This is a genomic window from Nocardioides sp. zg-1228 (genome assembly GCF_017086465.1).
Lineage (GTDB): Bacteria > Actinomycetota > Actinomycetes > Propionibacteriales > Nocardioidaceae > Nocardioides.
Genome location: NZ_CP070961.1, coordinates 1,007,969 through 1,030,093, shown reverse-complemented (window position 1 = coordinate 1,030,093; position 22,125 = coordinate 1,007,969). Strand labels below are relative to the sequence as shown.

Annotated in this window: 21 protein-coding genes; 13 read left to right on the top strand and 8 right to left on the bottom strand. The window is 72.6% G+C overall.

Annotated elements, in window-relative coordinates; genetic code table 11:
• Positions 1 to 16 precede the first annotated feature (16 nt).
• Positions 17 to 388 carry a VOC family protein gene (locus JX575_RS04920; RefSeq protein ID WP_186341368.1) on the bottom strand — a complete coding sequence of 124 codons (372 nt, stop codon included), beginning with the start codon at positions 386 to 388 and terminating at the stop codon, positions 17 to 19.
• A gap of 102 nt (positions 389 to 490) precedes the next feature.
• On the opposite strand from JX575_RS04920, the gene JX575_RS04915 reads away from it, so the two are divergent.
• From JX575_RS04915 to yidC, 3 genes are all read left to right on the top strand, one after another.
• The gene (locus tag JX575_RS04915; RefSeq protein ID WP_186341367.1) at positions 491 to 2,155 is read left to right on the top strand and encodes a phospho-sugar mutase; all 1,665 of its coding nucleotides are present in this window, start codon (positions 491 to 493) and stop codon (positions 2,153 to 2,155) included.
• A gap of 105 nt (positions 2,156 to 2,260) precedes the next feature.
• Positions 2,261 to 2,539: a hypothetical protein gene (locus JX575_RS04910; RefSeq protein WP_186341366.1), complete on the top strand. Its 279-nt coding sequence runs from the start codon at positions 2,261 to 2,263 to the stop codon at positions 2,537 to 2,539.
• A gap of 56 nt (positions 2,540 to 2,595) precedes the next feature.
• Complete coding sequence (yidC, locus tag JX575_RS04905) at positions 2,596 to 3,387, top strand: membrane protein insertase YidC (RefSeq protein WP_186341365.1); 792 nt, start codon at positions 2,596 to 2,598, stop codon at positions 3,385 to 3,387.
• A gap of 6 nt (positions 3,388 to 3,393) precedes the next feature.
• Here the strand turns inward: yidC and JX575_RS04900 are convergent, their stop codons facing one another.
• A complete protein-coding gene (locus JX575_RS04900) occupies positions 3,394 to 3,999 on the bottom strand; it encodes a hypothetical protein (RefSeq protein ID WP_186341364.1) in 606 nt (201 codons plus the stop codon).
• Between the two features lie 141 nt (positions 4,000 to 4,140).
• Between JX575_RS04900 and deoC the strand changes: the two genes are divergently transcribed.
• From deoC to JX575_RS04885, 3 genes are read left to right on the top strand one after another with little or no spacing between them, the layout of a single operon-like run.
• Positions 4,141 to 5,073 carry a deoxyribose-phosphate aldolase gene (gene deoC / locus JX575_RS04895; protein ID WP_206054598.1) on the top strand — a complete coding sequence of 311 codons (933 nt, stop codon included), beginning with the start codon at positions 4,141 to 4,143 and terminating at the stop codon, positions 5,071 to 5,073.
• Between the two features lie 5 nt (positions 5,074 to 5,078).
• On the top strand, positions 5,079 to 6,518 hold the full coding sequence (locus tag JX575_RS04890; RefSeq protein ID WP_206054518.1) for an aldehyde dehydrogenase family protein: 1,440 nt from the start codon (positions 5,079 to 5,081) through the stop codon (positions 6,516 to 6,518).
• Complete coding sequence (locus JX575_RS04885) at positions 6,515 to 7,375, top strand: aldehyde dehydrogenase family protein (RefSeq protein WP_186341362.1); 861 nt, start codon at positions 6,515 to 6,517, stop codon at positions 7,373 to 7,375. The genes JX575_RS04890 and JX575_RS04885 overlap by 4 nt, the downstream gene beginning before the upstream one ends.
• Before the next feature lie 25 nt (positions 7,376 to 7,400).
• On the opposite strand, the gene JX575_RS04880 is transcribed toward JX575_RS04885, so the two are convergent.
• Positions 7,401 to 8,378, bottom strand: a complete 978-nt coding sequence (locus JX575_RS04880) for a winged helix-turn-helix domain-containing protein (protein WP_186341361.1) — start codon at positions 8,376 to 8,378, stop codon at positions 7,401 to 7,403.
• Between the two features lie 94 nt (positions 8,379 to 8,472).
• Between JX575_RS04880 and JX575_RS04875 the strand changes: the two genes are divergently transcribed.
• Positions 8,473 to 9,018 carry a nuclear transport factor 2 family protein gene (locus JX575_RS04875; protein WP_186341360.1) on the top strand — a complete coding sequence of 182 codons (546 nt, stop codon included), beginning with the start codon at positions 8,473 to 8,475 and terminating at the stop codon, positions 9,016 to 9,018.
• On the opposite strand, the gene JX575_RS04870 is transcribed toward JX575_RS04875, so the two are convergent.
• The gene (locus JX575_RS04870; protein ID WP_186341359.1) at positions 9,008 to 10,675 is read right to left on the bottom strand and encodes a substrate-binding domain-containing protein; all 1,668 of its coding nucleotides are present in this window, start codon (positions 10,673 to 10,675) and stop codon (positions 9,008 to 9,010) included. The genes JX575_RS04875 and JX575_RS04870 overlap by 11 nt on opposite strands.
• 97 nt (positions 10,676 to 10,772) lie before the next feature.
• On the opposite strand from JX575_RS04870, the gene JX575_RS04865 reads away from it, so the two are divergent.
• On the top strand, positions 10,773 to 11,381 hold the full coding sequence (locus tag JX575_RS04865) for an ATP-binding protein (RefSeq protein ID WP_186341358.1): 609 nt from the start codon (positions 10,773 to 10,775) through the stop codon (positions 11,379 to 11,381).
• On the opposite strand, the gene JX575_RS04860 is transcribed toward JX575_RS04865, so the two are convergent.
• Positions 11,365 to 12,444, bottom strand: coding sequence for an adenosine deaminase (locus JX575_RS04860; protein ID WP_186341357.1), 1,080 nt, complete (start codon positions 12,442 to 12,444; stop codon positions 11,365 to 11,367). The two genes, JX575_RS04865 and JX575_RS04860, sit on opposite strands and share 17 nt — an antisense overlap.
• A 36-nt stretch (positions 12,445 to 12,480) precedes the next feature.
• Between JX575_RS04860 and JX575_RS04855 the strand changes: the two genes are divergently transcribed.
• A complete protein-coding gene (locus tag JX575_RS04855; RefSeq protein ID WP_186341356.1) occupies positions 12,481 to 12,933 on the top strand; it encodes a MaoC family dehydratase in 453 nt (150 codons plus the stop codon).
• Between the two features lie 9 nt (positions 12,934 to 12,942).
• Here the strand turns inward: JX575_RS04855 and JX575_RS04850 are convergent, their stop codons facing one another.
• The 3 genes from JX575_RS04850 to JX575_RS04840 form a co-directional block, all read right to left on the bottom strand.
• The gene (locus JX575_RS04850; protein WP_186341355.1) at positions 12,943 to 14,529 is read right to left on the bottom strand and encodes a VWA domain-containing protein; all 1,587 of its coding nucleotides are present in this window, start codon (positions 14,527 to 14,529) and stop codon (positions 12,943 to 12,945) included.
• Positions 14,530 to 14,623: 94 nt separating this feature from the next.
• Positions 14,624 to 15,907, bottom strand: a complete 1,284-nt coding sequence (locus JX575_RS04845) for a thymidine phosphorylase (RefSeq protein WP_186341354.1) — start codon at positions 15,905 to 15,907, stop codon at positions 14,624 to 14,626.
• A complete protein-coding gene (locus tag JX575_RS04840) occupies positions 15,904 to 16,317 on the bottom strand; it encodes a cytidine deaminase (RefSeq protein ID WP_186341782.1) in 414 nt (137 codons plus the stop codon). The genes JX575_RS04845 and JX575_RS04840 overlap by 4 nt, the downstream gene beginning before the upstream one ends.
• Before the next feature lie 280 nt (positions 16,318 to 16,597).
• Here JX575_RS04840 and JX575_RS04835 point away from each other — a divergent pair, with 280 nt between their 5' ends.
• From JX575_RS04835 to JX575_RS04820, 4 genes are all read left to right on the top strand, one after another.
• Positions 16,598 to 17,716: a BMP family ABC transporter substrate-binding protein gene (locus tag JX575_RS04835; protein ID WP_186341353.1), complete on the top strand. Its 1,119-nt coding sequence runs from the start codon at positions 16,598 to 16,600 to the stop codon at positions 17,714 to 17,716.
• A gap of 265 nt (positions 17,717 to 17,981) precedes the next feature.
• The gene (locus JX575_RS04830) at positions 17,982 to 19,505 is read left to right on the top strand and encodes an ABC transporter ATP-binding protein (protein WP_186341352.1); all 1,524 of its coding nucleotides are present in this window, start codon (positions 17,982 to 17,984) and stop codon (positions 19,503 to 19,505) included.
• Positions 19,502 to 20,788: an ABC transporter permease gene (locus JX575_RS04825; protein WP_241005338.1), complete on the top strand. Its 1,287-nt coding sequence runs from the start codon at positions 19,502 to 19,504 to the stop codon at positions 20,786 to 20,788. Before JX575_RS04830 ends, JX575_RS04825 begins: the two co-directional genes overlap by 4 nt.
• Positions 20,785 to 22,086, top strand: a complete 1,302-nt coding sequence (locus JX575_RS04820; protein WP_241005337.1) for an ABC transporter permease — start codon at positions 20,785 to 20,787, stop codon at positions 22,084 to 22,086. Before JX575_RS04825 ends, JX575_RS04820 begins: the two co-directional genes overlap by 4 nt.
• Positions 22,087 to 22,125: the final 39 nt, after the last annotated feature.

The window sequence follows — 22,125 nt, the reverse complement described above, 5'->3', positions numbered from 1 at the left end:
CCGCACACGCTAGCCGTCAGGAGTCGCCGCCGTGGCACACGGCCTCGATGTTGTTGCCCTCGGTGTCGCGGACGAAGGCGCCGTAGTAGCCCTCGTGGTACTCCGGCCACAGCCGCGGCTCGTGCAGCGACTCCGCACCGGCGGCGAGCGCCTCGGCGTGCCAGGCGCGCACGGTCGCGGCGTCGGGGGCGGTGAAGGCGAGGTGGACCTCCCGGTTGGGGCCGACGCCCGCGAAGGTGCCGATCCAGAAGTCCGGCGTGTCGGTGCCGTAGCCGATGGCGACGCCGACGTCCATCAGGCGCCGGTGCCCCAGCACGCCCAGGACCCGGTCGTAGAACGCGGCCGCGCGCGCCAGGTCGGTGCAGTTGATGCCCAGGTGATCGATCATGGAAGGCATCGTGGCACCGCCCACCGACATCGGCCCCCTGCGTCACGCGAGCGGGCGACCGCCGCAGCGCCGGGGCCGAGCCGGTGGGGATAGCGTGCGTCCATGACCGCGCACCAGACCGACCCCGACCTGCTCGACCGCGCCCGCGCCTGGGCCGCGGAGGACCCCGACGAGCAGACCCGCGCCGAGCTCGAGGCCGTCCTCGCCGCCGCCGGGCGGGGCGAGCAGACCGACCTGGCCGACCGATTCGCGGGCACCCTCGAGTTCGGCACCGCCGGCCTGCGGGGAGCGCTCGGCGCCGGCCCCAACCGGATGAACCGCGTCGTCGTCACCCGGGCGGCAGCCGGCCTGGCGGCCTACCTCCGCGACACCGGCCACGCCGGCGGATCGGTCGTCATCGGCTTCGACGCCCGCCACAACTCCGCCGTCTTCGCGCGCGACACCGCCGAGGTGATGACCGGCGCGGGGTTCAAGGCGCTGGTGATGCCGCGGCCCCTGCCCACCCCGCTCCTCGCGTTCGCGATCCGCGAGCTCGGCTGCGCGGCCGGCGTGATGGTCACCGCCAGCCACAACCCGCCGGAGGACAACGGCTACAAGGTCTACCTCGGCGACGGCAGCCAGATCGTCCCGCCCGCCGACAGCGAGATCGCGGCCCGCATCGCCGCGGTCGGCCCGCTGGCCGACGTGCCGCGTGGCAACGCCGGCACCCTCGTCGGCGAGCAGATCGTCGACCGCTACCTCGACACCGTCGCGGGCCTGGCCGAGGACGGTCCGCGCGACCTGCGCATCGTCTACACCCCGCTCCACGGGGTGGGCGGCGCGACCGTCGCGCAGGTGCTGGAGACGGCCGGCTTCGACGCGCCCCAGGTCGTCGAGGAGCAGGAGCACCCCGACCCCGACTTCCCGACCGTGGCGTTCCCCAATCCCGAGGAGCCGGGCGCGATGGACCTCGCCCTCGACCTCGCCAGGAAGCACGGGGCCGACCTGGTGGTCGCCAACGACCCCGACGCCGACCGCTGCGCCGTCGCCGTCCCCGACGCCCACGGGTGGCGGATGCTGCGCGGCGACGAGGTGGGCGCCCTGCTCGCGCACCACCTGCTCGCCCGCGGACAGCGGGGCACCTACGCCAACTCCATCGTGTCGTCGAGCCTGCTCGGCAAGATGGCGGCCGCGGCCGGCCAGCCGCACGAGGAGACGCTCACCGGCTTCAAGTGGATCGGCCGGGTCGAGGGGCTAGCCTTCGGCTACGAGGAGGCGCTGGGCTACTGCTGCGACCCCGAGCACGTCAGGGACAAGGACGGCGTCTCGGCGCTCGTGCTGGTCTGCGAGCTCGCGGCGCAGGCCAAGGCCGACGGCCGGGCGCTCACCGACATCCTCGACGACATCTCGCGCGTGCACGGCCTGCACGCCACCGACCAGCTCTCCGTGCGCTTCGACGACCTCGCCGCGATCCCCGCGACCATGCAGCGGCTGCGGGCCACCCCGCCCCGCTCGCTCGGCGGCCTGGCCGTGGAGCGGGTCGAGGACCTCTCCGAGGGCTCCGACCGGCTGCCCCCCACCGACGGGATGCGCTACACGCTGGCCGAGGGCGGGCGGGTCATCGTGCGCCCGAGCGGCACCGAGCCCAAGGTGAAGTGCTACCTCGAGGTCGTCGTACCCGTCGGCGACGGCCCCGGCGAGGGCGGGGTCGACGCCGCCCGGATCGCCGCGGTCGGCCGGCTCGACGCGATCACGGCCGACCTGCGCGGCACCGTCTTCGGCGGCTGAGCCCGCCCACCGCCGACCCGGCGCGCAGCGTCAGGGGAATCCCCGCCTCGGACCGGGCATTCCCATGACGTCCCGCCGGGGGAGCGGCGGGCTAGGGTGGCGGACATGCTCCGGACCGTGGTGCTCGCGCTGGCGTCGATCGCCGCCGCCATCACGATCGCTCCGACGGTCTCGACGATGCCGGCCGAGGCGCTCGTGGTGCTCGCCGCGCTCGCCGCCGCCACGACCCTGATGGGCGTACGCGGCCCTGCTGTCGTCCCCGACGCGACCCTGCGCTCGCTGCGACCGCGGCGACGTGCCGCCGACGTGCCCCTCGTGCTCGCGGGGCGGACGACCGACGCGGGGCACCACCCGGTGCGACCGCGTGCGCCGGGACTGGTCTGACCCTCGCCTCCGGCGAGCCCGTCCAGACCCGTCCCCACCGTCCCAGGAGCACACCCATGTCCTTGCTCGACCCGATCTCGCACGCCCTCGCCGCGGTCCTCGCCGCCACCCACGACGCCCTCACCTCCCTCGGCGCCCCGCCCGATGCCGCCGCGACCTGGGTGCTCGGCATCGCCGCCCTCGTCGTCCTCGTACGCCTCGCGGTGCTGCCGCTCGTCGTCCACGGCGTCCGCCAGGCGCACGCCGCCGCCCGGGCGCGGCCCCACCTGCAGGGCATCGCGGAGCGCTACCGCGGACGCACCGACGCCGAGAGCGTGCGTGCCCTGATGCGGGAGCGGCGCACGGTGTCGGCCGAGCACGGGGTGAGCCGGCTGGGCTGCCTGCCGGTGCTGCTCCAGCTGCCCGTGTGGATCGCGCTCTACCACCTCGTGGCGGACGTCGCCTCGGGCGCGGCGGTGGGCGCGATGGGCCCCGGCCTGGTGTCGTCCTTCGGCGCGGCGTCGGTCGTCGGCGTCTCGCTGGCCGGCCGCGGCTACCTCGGCGGTGGCGGGGTGCACCTCGCCGTCGTCGCCGGACTGGCCCTGACCGCGGCGGTGCTGTCCTACGTCACCCAGCGCTTCGTCGTCGCGCCCAACACCCCCCTCGAGGGGATGCCGGAGGCGATGGTGGCGGCGCAGCGGATCATCCCCGTGATGTCGGCAGGCGGGATGCTCGTGGCGGGCGGCGTCGTGCCGGTGGCCCTGCTCGTCTACTGGGTGTGCAGCTCGACGTGGACGCTCGGGCAGTCGGCCGTCGTCGCTCGCTGGTTCCCCACGCCGGGCACCGTCGCGGCCGCTCGCCGCGCCTGAGGGACCTCAGACGAAGAGGCTGACCAGCAGCGCCACGACGGCCGCCCCGGTCAACGCGAGGGGCAGCACCGCCGGCTCGCGGCGCACGGCGTCGGGCAGGGCCAGCTGCTCCTTCGACCCGGGCCGCACCCCCGTGCGGTCGCGGGCGGCGTCGACCAGCTCGTGGAGGCGGTGCTCGGCCCAGTCGGCGTAGGGCATGCCCTCGCGCGGACCGTCGTCGGTGGAGCCCCTGCGCGAGACGATCGCCTTGCGCCAGCTGCGTCCCAGCACGGTGCTGACGAAGCGCTGGTCGGCGGCGCGGACCGCCAGGACCTGGCGCACGGCCAGCTCCTCGATCGCGTCGAGGCGGATGTGGACGGTCTCGGCGAGGTTGCGCATGACGAGGTGCTCCTCGGTGACCCACAGCGCCGGGCGCAGGTTGGCCGCCCACGCCAGCACGCCGACGAGCAGGCCCGCGGCGGTCACCCAGGCGGGGAACCCGTCGTCGAAGTAGGCCACGCCGGCCACCACGAGGAGGGCGGACAGCACGAGCGTCGCCCAGCCCGAGAACCGGCCACTGGATGGCTGGAACCGCTCGACCACGACCTCGTGGTCGTCCTGCAGGGATGCCATGTCGTCCTCGTCGATGTGAGCAGACCGTCGGCCATCACGGATTGCGGGGGGCCTTCGACCCAACTCTATGCTGGGCCGGTGACACCCACTGCCAGCCCAACGGCGAGCACCTCCGCGACCCACGGCGGCGTCTTCGACGACATCGTGCGCTCGGACTCCTCGCTCCGTCGATTCCTCCACGGCCTCCCCGGGGTCGACCAGGTCGGGTGCGAGGCTCGCGCCGCGGGCCTGGCCACCCGGTCGATCAAGACGACGTCGAAGGCCTTCGCCATCGACCTGGCCATCCGCATGGTCGACCTGACCACGCTCGAGGGCCAGGACACGCACGGCAAGGTCCGCGCGCTCGCCTCGAAGGCGATGCGTCCCGACCCGGCCGACCCGACCTGCCCGGCCACCGCCGCCGTGTGCGTCTACCCCGACATGGTCGCCACCGCCAAGCAGACGCTCGGCGACAGCGGCGTCCACGTCGCGGCGGTCGCCACCGCGTTCCCCAGCGGTCGCGCCGCGATGGACATCAAGCTCGCCGACACCCGTGACGCGGTCGAGGCCGGCGCCGACGAGATCGACATGGTCATCGACCGCGGGGCGTTCCTCTCGGGGCGCTACCTCGACGTCTTCGAGGAGATCGCCCTGGTCCGCGAGGCCTGCGCGAGGCCCGACGGCACCAGCGCGCACCTCAAGGTGATCTTCGAGACCGGTGAGCTGCAGACCTACGACAACGTCCGGCGCGCCAGCTGGCTGGCGATGATGGCCGGTGGCCACTTCATCAAGACCTCCACCGGCAAGGTCCAGCCCGCCGCGACCCTCCCGGTCACCCTGATCATGCTCGAGGCGGTGCGCGACTTCCGCGACCAGACCGGGCAGATGGTCGGCGTCAAGCCCGCCGGCGGCATCAGGACCACCAAGGACGCCATCAAGTACCTCGTGATGGTCAACGAGATCTGCGGCGGCGACTGGCTCGACCCCGACTGGTTCCGCTTCGGCGCCTCCACGCTGCTCAACGACCTGCTGATGCAGCGCACCAAGATGACGACCGGACGCTACTCCGGTCCCGACTACTTCACGCTGGACTGATGGGGATGACCAACATTTTCGAGTACGCCCCCGCGCCCGAGTCGCGCGCCATCGTCGACATCAAGCCGTCCTACGGCCTGTTCGTCAACGGCGAGTTCGTCGACGGCAGCGGCACGTCGTTCAAGACCGTCAACCCGGCCACCGAGGAGGTCCTCGCCGAGATCGCCGAGGCCAGCGACGCCGACGTCGACGAGGCCGTCAAGGCCGCCCGCCGCGCCTACACCCGCGTCTGGTCGCGGATGTCCGGGGCCGAGCGCGCCAAGTACCTCTACCGGATCGCCCGGATCATCCAGGAGCGCGGCCGCGAGCTCGCCGTCCTGGAGTCGATCGACAACGGCAAGCCGATCAAGGAGTCGCGCGACGTCGACGTGCCGATCGTCGCCGCCCACTTCTTCTACTACGCCGGCTGGGCCGACAAGCTCGAGTACTCCGGCTACGGCTCGACGCCGCTCGGCGTCGCCGGCCAGGTCATCCCGTGGAACTTCCCGCTGCTGATGCTGGCCTGGAAGATCGCCCCGGCGCTGGCGTGCGGCAACACGGTCGTGCTCAAGCCCGCCGAGACCACGCCCCTGACCGCGCTGCTCTTCGCCGAGATCTGCCAGCAGGCCGACCTGCCGCCCGGCGTCGTCAACATCGTCACCGGCGCCGGCGACACCGGCCGCGCGATCGTGTCGCACCCCGACGTCGACAAGGTCGCCTTCACCGGATCCACCGAGGTCGGCAAGGCCATCGCCCGGGCGGTCGCCGGCACCGACAAGAAGGTGACGCTCGAGCTCGGCGGCAAGGCCGCCAACATCGTCTTCGACGACGCCCCGCTCGACCAGGCCGTCGAGGGCATCGTCAACGGCATCTTCTTCAACCAGGGCCACGTCTGCTGCGCGGGCTCGCGCCTGCTGGTGCAGGAGTCCGTCGCCGACGAGGTGATGGACCGGCTCAAGCGCCGGATGGCCACGCTGCGCGTGGGCGACCCGCTCGACAAGAACACCGACGTCGGCGCGATCAACTCCGCCGAGCAGCTCGCCAAGATCCGCGAGCTGTCCGAGGTCGGCGAGTCCGAGGGCGCCGAGCGCTGGTCCGCGCCGTGCGAGCTGCCCGCCAACGGCTACTGGTACGCCCCCACCGTCTTCACCGGCGTCACCCAGGCGCACCGGATCGCGCGTGAGGAGATCTTCGGCCCGGTGCTGTCGGTGCTGACCTTCCGCACCCCCTCCGAGGCGGTCGAGAAGGCCAACAACACGCCGTTCGGCCTCTCGGCGGGCGTGTGGACCGACAAGGGCTCGCGGATCCTGTCGATGGCCAACCAGCTGCGGGCGGGCGTCGTGTGGGCCAACACGTTCAACAAGTTCGACCCCACCTCGCCGTTCGGCGGCTACAAGGAGTCCGGCTACGGCCGCGAGGGCGGCCGCCACGGTCTCGAGGGCTACCTGAAGGGAGCGGACGCGTGAGCCGCATCGACGTACGCAAGACCTACAAGCTCTACATCGGCGGGCAGTTCCCCCGCTCGGAGTCGGGTCGCACCTTCGTCGTCGACGACGCCAAGGGCAAGCTCCTCGCCAACGCGGCCCTGGCCTCGCGCAAGGACGCCCGCGACGCCGTCGTCGCCGCCCGCAAGGCCTTCGGTGGCTGGTCGGGCCGCACGGCCTACAACCGGGCCCAGGTCGTCTACCGCATCGCCGAGGTCCTCGAGGGCCGACGCGAGCAGTTCGAGGCCGAGCTCCGTGCCGCCGAGGGGATCTCGCAGTCGAAGGCGCGCGCCTACGTCGACGCCGCGATCGACCGCCTGGTCTGGTACGCCGGCTGGGCCGACAAGATCACCCAGGTCGTCGGCAACGCCAACCCGGTCGCCGGCCCCTACTTCAACCTCTCGACCCCCGAGCCCAGCGGCGTCATCGCCGTGGTCGCGCCCCGTGGCCCCCTGCTCGGCCTGGTCAGCGTCGTCGCGCCGCTGATCGTCACCGGCAACACCGTCGTGGTGATCGCCAGCCAGGCCAACCCGCTGACCGCGATCACCCTCGGCGAGGTGATGGCCACCAGCGACCTGCCCGGCGGCGTGGTCAACGTGCTCACCGGCTCGCAGGCCGAGATCGCCCCGTGGCTGGCCTCGCACATGGACGTCAACGGCATCGACCTCACCGGTGTCGAGGACGCCGAGCTCGCCACCGAGCTCGAGGTCGCCGCCGCCGACAACCTCAAGCGCGTACGCCGTCCCGCGCCCGACACCGACTGGCTCGCGGCTCCCGGGCTGGACCGGATGACGCAGTTCCTCGAGACGAAGACCGTCTGGCACCCGATCGGCGTCTGAGCAGCCAGCACCCTGCTCCGGCCGCTCAACCCAGCGTGACCTCGGGGCGGCGGAGCAGGGCCTCGGCCCGGCCGCTGCGCTGGTAGTCCACGACGTTGCCGTGACGCACGCGGGTGACCAGGCCGCACTCGTGCAGGATCCCCAGGTGGTAGGAGACGGTCGCCGCGCTCAACCGGTGGCGCTCGCTGAGCGTCGCCGTGCACCGCGGGGTGGCCAGGTCGTAGAGCAGGGCGACGCGGGTGTCCCCCATGAGCCTGCCGAGCGCGCGACGCCTCACCGTCGCGATCGGGTCGCCCAGGGTACGTACCGGGTAGCGCAGCACGGCCTGGTCCGGGCGGCACAGCTGGGGGGACACGTGGGGCCGGTCCAGCAACGCCGGCGAGACCACCAGCTCGGTGCCACGCAGCACCCCGGCCTCCTCCCAGGGCGGCATCCACACCCGTAGGCACGAGCCGTCGTAGGTGACGTGCGGGTGCAGGGTCTCGAGCATCGCGGTCACGCCGGAGCGGCCCTGGACGGCCGACAGCCGGGCGATGTCGGCCTCCACCAGGTGCCCGAAGGCTCCCCAGACCTCACCCACGGCGTGGCGCCACAACGACTCGAGGCCACGCGCTGCCCGCACCGCCATGGTGCCCGACTCGATCGCTCGCACCACCGCCGCGGGAGCGGGTCCGTCCGCGAAGGTCTCGGTCAGCACCTGGTGCCGCGCCTCGTCGTCGGGCGTCGCGGCGACCTGCGCGAGCTGCGCGTCGAGCGCGTCCGCGGTCCCGGGCTTGGGAGTCAGGAAGTCGGGCAGGTAGCCGCTGGTCCCCCCTGCCACCAGCGCGACGAGGAGCTGCACGTCCACGTCGCGCGACAGCGGGCCGGCGAGTCGGGGCCGCCCGACCAGGGTGTCGCGCCGACCGGCGACGGCCAGGCGCAGCCACGCCATCGCCTCGGCCGCGGGCGACGGTGCCAGGCGGACCCGCGAGGCAGTGGCGGCGTCGAGCTCCGCGACGATCACGGCGGACCTTCGTCGAACCTCATCGAATCGCTCCCGTCGACCGGGTGCTCGGGCCTTCGATGGAGGCCCGGACCACCTCGAGAAGGAGCACCGTATGTCCATCACCACCCTGCTGTCGACGGCCCTGGCCACCGCTCTCGGCGCCGCCGTGCTGACCGGGACGGCCGCCGGCGCCGTCCCACTCGGCGTCCCGCTCGCCGTCCCACTTGCCGGGCAGGCCGCCGGTCAGGCCGGCGGCGTACCCGCCTCGGAGCGTGCCCACGGCGGCGACCGTGCCTGCGAGCGCAGGTTCGACCGCGCCGTGCGGACCTACGTCGAGGCGACCGACGAGCGCGACGCGCGCACCTTCAACGCCCTCCTGCATCCGGAGGTCACCGCGGTGCTCCCCGGCGGCGCCACGCTGGTCGGCAGGACGGAGGTCGCCGGCTTCATCGAGGGCTTCTTCGCCCGCACCGAGTGGACACAGACCCTGGAGGTCCGGCACACCGCAGTCGCGGGCTGCGACACCGCGCTGGTCCTCTTCGACTCCGTCTACACCGACGGCGACGGAGCGGTCCCTCTGGCGATCATCATCACCTGGACCTACGAGCGGGGGCAGTGGCAGGTGCTCGTCGACCAGAACACCGTCGTCAGCGGTTGAGCAGGGCCTGCGCCAGCACGCCGAGGATCTGGTTGGGGTCCTCGACGAGGTAGTTCTGCCCGCCCGTCGCCGCCGCGATCTCCTCGAGCTCGCCGGTGTCGGCGTCCGGCGAGATGCCGATGATGACCACCTTGACGGGCTTGGCCGGGTCGCGCAGCGACGTGAGCTGGTTGACCAGCGACTCGAGGGACAGCGAGCTGGAGTCGTCCCGCGCGCCGTCGGTCATGATCACCACGGAGTTGAACCACGCCGGGTCCCACTTCTCCTGGGCGTGCTTGTAGGCCGCGAGCGTGGTGTCCATGACGCCGGTGCCGCCCCGCACCCGGCTGGGCAGGAGGTCGGCCTCCGCGCGGACCACGTCGCCGTGGGTCCTGCCGCCGTCCGCCGGCGCGTCGAGGCGCTCGAGCGGGGCGTACTCGGCCCACGACGCGCCGCCCTTGCCACGGTTCTTCGAGAAGCCCCAGATCCCGATGCGCGCCTGCGAGGGGAACGCGTCGAGCGCGACCTTGGAGGCGGTCATGGCGAGCCGGATGCGCGTGGTGTCGCCGATGGCGGTCTTCATCGAGCCCGACAGGTCGACCACCGCGAGGATGCTGGAGGGCACCGACAGCACGCGCCACCCGCGCAGCACGTCGTCGGTGGTCTGCTGGGGCACCTTGCCCAGCACCCTGGCCTTGCCCAGCCCGATGTCGTTGGGGAGCGGGGCGCCGTCGGGGCCGCGCAGCTCGGCGGCCGAGATCGCCTCCACCCCGGCGCTCGAGGCGAACCAGCGGCCCAGGGCGCGGCCCACGCGGGCGGACAGGTCGCCACCGGAGCTGAGCATGTCCTTGCTGCCGCGATTGACGTCGATGAGCGGGAACTGCAGCATCGGCACGCCGGTCTTCGGGGCCACCAGGGCGAGCTGGTCGTTGCTGCGGCGCGCGGCGAGGTAGTCGTGCTCCGTGGCGGGCACCAGCTGGGTGCTGGATGCGGTGATCGTGGACAGGTCGGTCTCGTTGACGCTGCCGGCCACGGCGCGCTCGCCGTAGGTCTGGGCGACGGGGACGGTCTTCTGGTCGATCGACTCCGGGGTCTCGCCGGTCCGCTTCATCTCGGCGTAGGGCGCCAGCAGGGCGAGCGCCGACGCGCCCTCCGCGCTCGGGTCGGCCATCGCCAGGCTGCCGCTGCCGAGCGCGGCGACCCAGGAGGCCGGCGCCTCGGCGGCCGGCCCGCCGATGAGGCCGACGGGCGTCTGGGCCAGCACGGCGGCGATCGGCGTGCCCGCCCAGCCGGCGCTGGTGAGCTGGCCCTTCCAGGTCGGGCTGTCGGGGATCCAGATGTCGGGGAGCTCGGCGCTGGGGTCGCCGAGGAGGGAGACGACGTCCTTCACCGTGCCGGCGGTCACCTGGATGTCGATGCACGGCTCGTCGGCGTTGACGTCCTTGACGGCCTGGTGCACCAGGTCCTCCATGACCGGCGCAGTGGTGAGCGTGATCACCTCGGAGATGCAGTCTGCCCCCTCCGGCTCATCCCCTGCTCCGCGCATCGTGAAGAATGCGACGGTCGCGACGACCAGCGCCAGCGCGAGTCCCACCAGCACGAAGCGCTTGCTGCCGCGTCCGACGGGGCCACCGGGCGTGCCGGCGTCCTCGGGCGCGGTCGAGTCGAGATGACTCATGGACGTCCTCCCCACAGAGGTGTCGAGCAGTGATCTGCGCGACACTATGTCCTGCCCTCACGCCGCGTGGCCGAACGACGAAATGAGTCCGCAACACATGAGCACAGCCCAGGTGGTCATCTTGGCGGGCCCCAGCGGCGCGGGCAAGTCCCGCCTCGCGGAGCGTCTCGGCCTGCCCGTCCTGCGCCTCGACGACTTCTACAAGGACGGCGACGACCCCTCGCTCCCCCGCATCACGACGGGCGCCAACGCCGGCCTGGTCGACTGGGACCACCCCGACTCCTGGCACGAGGCCGACGCGCTCGCCGCGCTGCGCGAGCTGTGCGCCACCGGGCGCAGCGAGGTCCCGGTCTACGACATCTCGCGCAGCGGCCGCTGCGGCACCCACACGGTCGACCTCGCCGGCAGCCCCTTCTTCGTCGCGGAGGGCATCTTCGCGCCCCACGTCGTCGCGGCGTGCCGCGACGAGGGGATCCTCGCGGCGGCCTACTGCATCACCCAGCACCCGCTCGTCACGTTCTGGCGGCGCCTGACCCGCGACCTGCGCGAGCACCGCAAGCCGCCGCTCGTCCTGGTGCGCCGCGGCCTGGCGCTGATGCGCGACCAGCAACGGGTGGTCGCCCACGCGGTGCGGCAGGGGTGCCGCCGCGCCACCGGCGACCAGGCCTACGCCGAGCTGACCGCCGCGGCTACCGAGCGTCGATGAGCGCGGCGTAGCCGGGCCTGATGACGCCCTCGATGAGCGCGAGCCGCTCGTCGAAGGGCAGGAACGCCGACTTCATCGCGTTGATGGTGAACCAGCGCAGGTCCTCCAGGGTGTAGTCGAACGCCTCCACGAGCCCGAACATCTCGCGGGTCATCGACGTGCCGCTCATCAGGCGGTTGTCGGTGTTGACCGTCACCCGGAACCGCAGGTCGGTCAGCAGCCCGATCGGGTGCTGGGCGAACGACTCCGCGGCCCCTGTCTGGATGTTGGAGCTGGGGCACATCTCGAGCGGGATCCGCTTGTCGCGCACGTAGGCGGCCAGCCGGCCGAGCTCGACCGACCCGTCGTCGTTGACGGTGATGTCGTCGATGATGCGCACCCCGTGGCCGAGGCGGTCGGCACCGCACCACTGGATCGCCTCCCAGATCGAGGGCAGCCCGAACGCCTCGCCGGCGTGGATGGTGAAGTGCGCGTTCTCGCGCTGGAGGTACTCGAAGGCGTCGAGGTGGCGGGTGGGCGGGAAGCCCGCCTCGGCCCCGGCGATGTCGAAGCCGGCCACGCCGCGGTCGCGCCAGTCGATCGCGAGCTCGGCGATCTCCATCGACCGCGCCTGGTGCCGCATGGCGGTGAGGAGCTGGCGGACGACGATCCTGCCGCCGCTGGCGGCCATGCCGGCGTCGAAACCCTCCTGCACCGCGGCGACCACCTCGTCGAGCGTCATGCCGCCGCCGACGTGCTGCTCGGGGGCGTAGCGCACCTCGGCGTAGACGACGCCGTCGGCGGCGAGGTCCTCGACGCACTCGCGGGCCACGCGCGCGATCGCCGGGCCGTTCTGCATGACCGCGACCGTGTGGTCGAAGGTCTCGAGGTAGCGCACGAGCGAGCCGGAGTCGGCCGACTCGGTGAACCAGCGGCCCAATGACTCGGCGTCGGACGCCGGCAGCTCGTGGCCGGCCTCCGCGGCGAGCTCGACGATGGTCTGCGGGCGCAGCCCGCCGTCGAGGTGGTCGTGCAGCAGGACCTTGGGAGCGGCCTGGACCTGGTCGCGCGTGGGGGTGCTCATCGGCCCATCCAATCAGGGCCCACTATGTTCGTCCGCATGCGCACCTTCACCACGCTCGACGAGGTGGCGGCCGCCGCCCGCGCCGAGATCGGCACCAGCGAGTGGCTCACCGTCGACCAGGCCCGCATCGACGCCTTCGCCGACGCGACGCTCGACCACCAGTGGATCCACGTCGACGTCGACGCCGCGGCGCAGGGCCCCTTCGGCACGACCATCGCCCACGGGTTCCTCACCCTCAGCCTCCTGCCGCACTTCGCCTCGCAGGTCTTCCGGCTCGAGACGCCCGGCGCCCGCCTCAACTACGGCCTCGAGAAGGTCCGCTTCCCGGCCCCGGTGCCCGTGGGCAGCCGGCTGCGCTCGCACGTGCGCTTCGGCGAGGTGCGCGACCTGCCCGCCGGCCGGCAGCTCGTCGTCGAGCACACGGTCGAGATCGAGGGCCACGACAAGCCGGCCTGCGTGGCCGCGCACGTCGTGCTCCTCCTCGGCTGACCTCCGCGCTCAGCGGGACAGCACGGCCTGGGCGAACACGCCCAGCACGTCCTCGGGCTGCGCTGCCAGGTAGGCCTCCCCGCCGGTCACCCGCGCCATCCGGCGCAGCGCCGCGAGGTCGGCGTCGCCGCTGATCGCGATCCCGACCAGCCGCACCGGCCGCTGCGGGTCGCGCAGCTCGCCCAGGCGCCGCAGCAGGGCCGTCAGGGTGATCGAGCCGGGGTCCTCGTTGCGCCCGTCGGTCATCAGCACCACGGCGTTGGCGTAGTGCGGGCGATAGCTGCGCAGCGCCTCCCGGTAGGCGGCGAGCGCGGTGTCGTAGAGCCCGGTGCCGCCGTCGGTGAGGCCGGGCAGCTCCGCCGCGCGCTCGCGCAGGGCGTAGCGCTGGGTGCGGCCGAAGCGGAGGTCGTCGAGGCGGCGGATGGGCTCGAGCTCGCGCCAGTCGCGACCTGGCCCGCCCTTGTCCTCCGAGAAGACCCACAGCCCCACCCGGGCGTGGTCGGGCAGGAACCCGAGCCCGATCCGGGCGGCGTCGGCGAGCAGGTCCATCCGCGATCCCATCCCGGTGTCGAGGTCCATCGAGCCCGAGGCGTCCACCACCGCGAGCATCGCGGAGGGGACGCTCCACAGGTTCCACGACTGGACCGCGCGGGCGATCGTCGGCGCCGCGGGCGGGCGCAGGTCGCCTCGACCCGTCCCCGGGGCGCGGAGGCCCTCGTCCGCGATCAGCGCGCGTCCCGCCTCGCCCCGGAGGTGCTGGGCGAGGGCGCGGGCCAGCGCCCGCGCCCCCGGGGCCGCGTCGCCGCTGACGAGGAGCGGGAAGTCGAGGACCGGCGCGCCCACGGCCGGGGTCAGGTCGCGCAGGTCGTCACGTCCGGACACGGTGCGCAGCTGCTGCTCGGTGCTGACCACCAGGCGCGGCGAGCGTCGCGCGAACATGGCCGGCCCGACGGACTCGTCCTGGCCACGCACGGCACGCGCGCTCTGGGCCTGGGCGAACGGGACCACCAGCCGGCGGGCGTCGGCCCGACTGCGGCCGACCACGCGGGCCTCGGCCTCGGGCGCCGTCACCGCGAGGGCACCCGCCGCCGACGAGCCGGGGTCGGGCACCGTGACGAGGCCCGACGCCTCGGCGTCGCCCCAGGACGCGAAGCGACGCGCCGCCGCGCCGCCCACCAGCACCACGCGCGTACGCGCCAGGCTCCGCACGAGGAGCCGCGGCCGGGCCGAGCCGAGGTAGGCCGTGGCGGTGAGGAAGTGCGCCTCCGGGATCCAGACGTCGGGCAGTGCGCCCCCCATCGAGGCACTGCGGGCCACGTCGACGCCCGAGCGCATCGCCGGGTCGACCTGCACGCAGTCGGGGGTCACGTCGGCGAGCGCCGCGACCACCGCGCCGTACATCTCGGGCGCCACCGCGAGGTCGAGGCCACGGAACCCCTCGCACCCCGTCGAGTCGGTGCTGGAGCCGGGGCGCGAGAGCGCCAGCCAGGTCGCGCCCGCGCCGACCGCGAGCCCGGTCACCAGCACCACGACCGCCAGCACGGCGGTCGAGCGCGACGTGGCGCGGCCCCCGCCGCGCTCGTGGCTCGTCTGCATCGGGCCCCCAAGATCCCTGGATGAAGGGAAACGTAGGCGGGGACCCCGGTCAGCCGGGCGCTACTGACCGGTCATCGTCAGTTGTGGGGACCGGTCAGCCGATCCGGTCGAGCACGATCTCGCGACTGGCCGACCCGTCGTCGTCGCCGATGTCGAAGCCCCCCTCGAGCGAGGCGAGCGCGCGATCGAAGCGCTGCGGCTCGTCGGTGAGCAGCGTCAGGAGCGGCTCGCCCTCGGTGACCCGGTCGCCCGGCCGCGCGTGCCACACCACGCCGGCGCCGGCCTGCACCGGGTCCTCCTTGCGGGCCCGACCCGCCCCGAGCCGCCAGGCGGCCATGCCGACCGCCATCGCGTCGAGGCGGGTGAGGGTGCCGCTCGCCGGAGCGGTCACCACGTGCGACTCCCTCGCCTGCGGCAGCTCGGCGTCCGGGTCGCCGCCCTGCGCGCGGATCATCGCCTTCCACACGTCCATCGCCGAGCCGTCGGCCAGCTTGTCGGCCGGGTCGACGTCGTCGCGCCCGGCGCCGGCGAGCATCTCGCGGGCAAGGGCGAGGGTGAGCTCCACGACGTCGGCGGGCCCGCCGCCTGCCAGCACGTCGACCGACTCCTGCACCTCGACCGCGTTGCCGGCGGTGCGGCCCAGCGGGGTCGCCATGTCGGTCAGCAGGGCGACCGTGCGCACGCCCGCGTCGGTGCCGAGCGCGACCATCGTCTCGGCGAGCTCGCGGGCGGTGGCGAGGTCCTTCATGAACGCGCCGCTGCCGACCTTGACGTCGAGCACCAGGGCGCCGGTGCCCTCGGCGATCTTCTTGCTCATGATCGAGCTGGCGATCAGCGGGATCGCCTCCACGGTGCCGGTCACGTCACGCAGGGCGTAGAGCCTCTTGTCGGCCGGGGCGAGGCCGTCGCCGGCCGCGCAGATCACGGCGCCGACGTCCTCGAGGATGGCGAACATCTCCTCGTTGCTCAGCGCCGCGCGCCATCCCGGGATCGACTCGAGCTTGTCGAGGGTGCCGCCGGTGTGGCCCAGCCCGCGGCCCGAGAGCTGCGGGACGGCGACGCCGCAGGCAGCGACCAGGGGCGCGAGCGGGAGGGTGATCTTGTCGCCCACGCCACCCGTGGAGTGCTTGTCGGCCGTCGGGCGCGACAGCGTGGAGAAGTCCATCCGCTCCCCCGACGCGATCATCGCTCCCGTCCAGCGCGAGATCTCCCGGCGGTTCATCCCGTTGAGCAGGATCGCCATGGCGAGCGCCGACATCTGCTCGTCGGCGACGTCACCGCGGGTGTAGGCGTCGATCACCCAGTCGATCTGGCTGTCGGAGAGCTCGTGCTTGTCGCGCTTGGCGAGGATCACCTCGACGGCGTCGTGGGCGGTCATGGGGTTCCTTCCGGGGCGGCACCGGCCGCCAGGTCGTCGGGTCCGAAGGCGTCGGGGAGCACCTCGGACATGGGCCTGATGCCCGAGATGGTCCAGACCAGCAGGTCGCGACCACCGTGCTCGAACAGCAGCTGGCGGCACCGGCCGCACGGCATGATGACCTCGCCGGCGCCGTTGACGCACACGAAGTGTGTCAGCCGTCCGCCGCCGGTGGCGTGCAGGTGCGAGACCAGCCCGCACTCGGCGCACAGCCCGACGCCGTACGACGCGTTCTCCACGTTGCAGCCGACGACGACGCGGCCGTCGTCGGTGAGCGCGGCAGCCCCCACCGAGTAGTGGGAGTAGGGGGCGTAGGCCCGCTTCACCACGTCGAGGGCCGCGGCCTTGAGCTCGTCCCAGTCGACCCCCACGGGGCCGTCGCCCGAGGCGTCCCTCGTGCCGTCGTGCGTCACGTCGCCCGCCCCGCCGGCTGCCTCGTCGTGCACCGTGTCCTCCGCGTGTCTTCCACGCCGCAACTATGGCGCATGGGACGAAGGTGGTGCCTGTGGCGGGTTCCGCCGGAAGTCTTGTGGTGAGTTCTATGTCTCAAACGGGTCTCGAAGGCTGCGAACCGCGTGATTTGTCGCCGGGCGGCAGGCATCATGCTCCCCGAAAGCGACCCCGCCTGGGGGTCACGAACTTGGAGGCACTGTGAACAAGTCGAGGAAGGTCGTCTCGAGCGGCCTCGTGGCCCTGCTGGCGGCCGCGACCCTGGCAGCGTGCGGCGACGCGCCCGAGGAGGAGACCACCGGCGGCGGAAGCGGCAGCAGCGAGGCTGCGGCCAGCGACTTCACGCCGTGCATCGTCTCCGACGCGGGCGGATTCGACGACAAGTCGTTCAACCAGCTCGGCTACGAGGGTGCGAAGCAGGCCGCCGACGAGCTGGGTGTCGAGCTCATCGACGTCGAGTCCAACAGCGAGAACGACTACGGCCCCAACCTGGAGAGCCTGATCGGCGAGGGCTGCGACGTCATCGTGACCGTCGGCTTCGCCCTGGCCGCCGCGACCAAGGAGTCGGCCGCGGCCAACCCCGACGTCGAGTACGTCCTGATCGACGACTCCGCCGACGGCGGCGACGACGGTGCCACCTTCGACGGCAAGGCCGACGAGAAGAACATCAAGCCGCTGCTCTACAACACCGCCGAGGCCGCCTTCCTGGCCGGCTACGCGGCTGCCGACTACACCAAGACCGGCAAGGTCGGCACCTTCGGCGGCATGCCCTTCCCGACCGTCACCATCTTCATGGACGGCTTCAAGCAGGGCGCGGAGTACTACGCCAAGGAGAAGGGCAAGGACGTCGAGGTCGTCGGCTGGGACGGCAAGAACGGCTCCTTCACCGGTGGTTTCGAGGCCAACGAGGCCGCGACCAGCACGGCCAAGCAGATCCTCGACCAGGACGTCGACGTGATCCTTCCCGTCGGCGGCCCGATCTACCAGGGCGCGATCACCGCGATCGAGGACTCCGGCAAGGACGTCGCGATGGTCGGTGTCGACGCCGACCTCTACGAGACCGACCCGAACACCCAGGACTACGTCATGACCTCGATCCTCAAGGACATGAAGGTCTCGACCTACGAGGCCGTCATGGCCGCGGGCCAGGACGAGTTCGACTTCGAGCCCTACATCGGCACCCTCGAGAACGGCGGCGTCAGCATCGCCGGGTTCCACAACTTCGAGGACAAGGTCAGCGACGAGCTCGCCGCTGAGCTCGACGAGGTCAAGGCCGGCATCGTCGACGGCTCCATCAAGGTCAAGTCCTACCTGGGCTGAGCACCACCACGCTCCACCACGCGCCATCACGGGGGAGGCCGACGGGTTCGTCGGCCTCCCCCGTGCCGTGCCGGCCACCTGCCAGACGGCGGCCGTGACCTTTGGCACATCTCGTGGCAGTGCCGCGACAGCGCCGGCCGTTACCCTGCCCGCGCGCTTCCACGCCTGCCGTACGAGAGCGCCTGCCCGGGCCCGCCCGCCCTGGCCCCCAGTACCAGACCCTGGTCCAGCCCCCCGGACCTCTGCGACCCTAGGATGCGATGCCATGAGACTCGTCCTGCGAGGCATCACCAAACGCTTCGGCAGCGTGGTGGCCAACGACTCGATCTCCCTGACGGTGGAGCCGGGGCAGATCCACTGCCTCCTCGGCGAGAACGGTGCCGGCAAGTCCACGCTGATGAACGTGCTCTACGGCCTCTACAAGGCCGACGAGGGCGAGATCGAGCTCGACGGCGAGGTCCAGCACTTCACCGGCCCCGGCGACGCGATGGCGGCCGGCATCGGCATGGTCCACCAGCACTTCATGCTCATCCCGGTCTTCACCGTGGCCGAGAACGTGATGCTCGGCAACGAGTCCACGGGCTTCGCCGGCACGCTCGACCTCGACGCCGCCCGCGCGCGGGTCACCGAGATCTCGGAGCGCTTCGGCTTCCACGTCGACCCCGACGCGGTCGTCGAGGACCTGCCGGTCGGCGTGCAGCAGCGCGTCGAGATCATCAAGGCCCTCTCCCGCGACGCCGAGCTGCTCGTCTTCGACGAGCCGACCGCGGTGCTCACGCCCCAGGAGACCGACGAGCTGATGCAGATCATGCGCCAGCTCCAGGAGGCCGGCAAGGCCATCGTCTTCATCACCCACAAGCTCCGTGAGGTCCGCGAGGTCGCCGACCGGATCACCGTCATCCGCCACGGCAAGGTCGTCGGGGAGGCCGAGCCCAGCGCCACCAACGCCGAGCTCGCCTCGATGATGGTCGGGCGCCCGGTGGAGCTCGTCGTCCAGAAGGACGCCGCCACGCTCGGTGACGACGCGCTCGTCGTGCGCGACCTCGTCGTGCGCGACCTCGCCGGGCGCACGCAGCTCGACGGCCTGAGCTTCACGATCCGCGCCGGGGAGATCCTCGTCGTCGCCGGCGTGCAGGGCAACGGCCAGACCGAGCTCACCGAGGCCCTGCTCGGCCTCCAGGACGACGTCCACGGCTCGATCACCCTCGACGGCGTGGAGCTCGTCGGCCGGTCGACCCGCAAGATCCTCGACGCGGGCGTCGGGTTCATCCCCGAGGACCGCCAGGTCGACGGCCTGGTGCCCGGCTTCACCATCGCCGAGAACCTCATGCTCAACCGCAGCTTCAAGTCGCCGTTCGTCAAGAACGGCTCGCTGCGCCTCGGCGCCCTGCGCGCCTTCGCGGAGGAGAAGCTCCAGCAGTACGACGTCCGCGCCCGCGACATCGACTCGCTGGCCTCCAACCTCTCGGGCGGCAACCAGCAGAAGGTCGTCGTGGCCCGCGAGCTCTCCCGCGACCTGCGGCTGCTCGTCGCGGCCCAGCCCACCCGCGGTGTCGACGTCGGCTCGATCGAGTTCATCCACAAGCAGATCGTCGCGACGCGCGACCGCGGCATCCCGGTCCTGGTGGTCTCCACCGAGCTGGACGAGGTGGTCGCCCTCGCCGACCGCATCATGGTGCTCTACCGCGGCCGGATCGTCGGCGTCGTGCCGGCCGACACGCCCCGCGAGACCCTCGGACTGATGATGACCGGCGAACGCCCCAAGGACCTGAAGGACGTGGTGGCGTGAGCGACTCCCGCACCCCCCAGCCCGAGAAGCCCGACGCACCCGAGACGGGCGCCGGCACGGACACCGGCACGATCACCGACACCGCCGACGCTCCCGACGCCGGGTCGAACGACACGCGCGGCCAGCGGTCCCGCTCCGTGCTGCGCGAGATCGCCTCGGGCGACCCGCTCGCCGGCGTGCTCGCCGTGTTCCTGGCGGTCTTCGTCGGGTCGGTGATGATCGCGGCGACCGACGAGTCGGTCCGCGAGGCCGCCGGCTACCTCACGGCCCGGCCCTCCGACTTCGTCACCGCCGTGTGGGAGGCCATCTCCGGCGCCTACACCGCGATGTTCCGCGGCGCGATCTTCAACTACAACGTCGACGACCCGGCGCTGCAGTGGCGCCCGCTCACCGAGACGCTCAAGTTCGCCGGACCGCTCATCCTCGGCGGCCTCGGCGTCGGGCTCGCCTTCCGTGCCGCCCTGTTCAACATCGGCGGCCGCGGCCAGATGCTCATCGCCGGCGGTGCCGCGGGCTGGATCGGCTTCCAGCTCGACCTCCCGCTCATCGTGCACCTGCCGCTCGCGATCCTGGTGGGCATGGCGTTCGGCGCCCTCTGGGGCGGCATCGCGGGCCTGCTCAAGGCCCGCACCGGCGCCCACGAGGTGATCGTCACGATCATGCTCAACTACGTCGCCTACTACCTGCTCTTCTACGCCCTCACCCGGGAGTGGCTGCTGAAGACCCCCGGGTCGGTCAACCCGAAGTCGCCGCCCATGAAGGACTCCGCGACGCTGCCCACGGTGCTGGGCGACCAGTTCAACCTGCGCCTGGGCTTCGTGCTCGCCCTCGTCGCGGTCGGCGTGGTGTGGTGGCTGCTCAACCGCTCCACCCTCGGCTACCGCATCCGCGCCGTCGGTGAGAACCCCCACGCGGCCCGCGCGGCGGGCATCAACGTCGGCAAGACCTACACCGTCGTGATGATGATCGCCGGCTCGCTGCTCGGCCTCGCGGGCGTCAACCAGGTCCTCGGCACCGTGTCCAGCGGCGTCTCGCTCGACCTCGACGCCTCCATCGGCTTCGACGCCATCACCGTGGCCCTGCTCGGGCGCTCGCGCCCGCTGGGGATCCTGGCGGCCGGCCTGCTGTTCGGTGCCTTCAAGGCCGGCGGCTTCACCATGCAGACCTCCGAGAACATCTCGGTCGACCTCGTGCTGGTGGTGCAGTCACTCATCGTCCTGTTCCTCGCCGCGCCTCCCCTGGTGCGCGCGATCTTCCGGCTCCCCGCCCAGGAGGCCAAGTGAGCACCGTGACCCCGGAGACCCCCGAAATCGGCGGTCTCGCCCCCGATCCCGCGGTGGTCCACGTGCGCCGCTACGGCCCGCGCAAGCTGCCGATCGTGCTCGGCGTGCTGACGCTGCTGCTCGCCGGCATCCTCCTGCGCTCGGGCCGCTCCGGCGACACGACGTTCCAGCTCGCCGCCGAGAGCGACATCGTCACGCTTCCCGACATCGTGGTGCCGTCGGGCCCCACCGCGTGGGTGATGGTGGTCCTCTGCCTGGCGCTCACCGCCGAGTCCGTGCGGCGCATGGTCGGGCACCTGCCGCAGCAGATCTGGATCCCGATCGGCTTCGCCGTCGCGTGGATGGTGGGCTTCCTCAGCTGGGCGGCGGCCGACGACCGCATCCGGGTGGTCAGCCTGCTCGGCGGTGCGGTGGCGCTCGCGATCCCCCTGGTCTTCGGCGCGCTCGGCGGCGTCCTGGGCGAGCGCGCGGGCGTCGTCAACATCGCCATCGAGGGACAGCTGCTGCTCGGTGCCTTCGCCGCGGCGATCACCGCCTCGACGACCGGCTCGCCGTGGGCCGGCCTCGTGGCCGCCGCGGTCGCCGGCGCCCTGGTGGCGCTCATCCTCGGACTGTTCGCGATCACCTACTTCGTCGACCAGGTCATCGTCGGCGTGGTGCTCAACGTGCTCGTGGTGGGCCTGACCAACTTCCTGTTCCGCCAGGTGCTCGCCCCCAACGCCGAGACGCTCAACTCCCCCGACCGGCTGCGCGCCGTGCCGATCCCCCTGCTCGGCGACATCCCGCTGATCGGCCCGATCCTGTTCCGCCAGACCCCGCTCGTCTACGTGCTCTACGCCGTGGTGGCGATCGTGGCCTTCGCGCTCTACCGGACCCGCTGGGGCCTGCGGGTGCGCGCCGTCGGCGAGCATCCCAAGGCAGCCGACACCGTGGGCATCAAGGTCAACCGCACCCGCTACCGCACGATCCTGCTCGCGGGCGCGATCGCCGGTCTCGGCGGGGCCTACTTCAGCCTCGTCTCGGTGGCCGGGTTCAACCGGGAGATGACCGGCGGCGCCGGCTACATCGCGCTCGCGGCGGTGATCTTCGGCAAGTGGGACCCGATCCGGGCCACGCTCGCCGCGCTGCTCTTCGGCTTCGCGACCAACCTGCAGGGCGTGCTCTCGGCCATCGGCTCGCCCGTGCCCAGCCAGTTCATGCTGATGCTCCCCTACCTCGTCACCATCTTCGCGGTGGCGGGCCTCGTCGGACGCTCCCGCGCGCCCGCGGCCGACGGGGAGCCCTACCGGCAGCAGTAGGGACGCATGCACCACGAAGGGCCCGGCGCACCGCGCCGG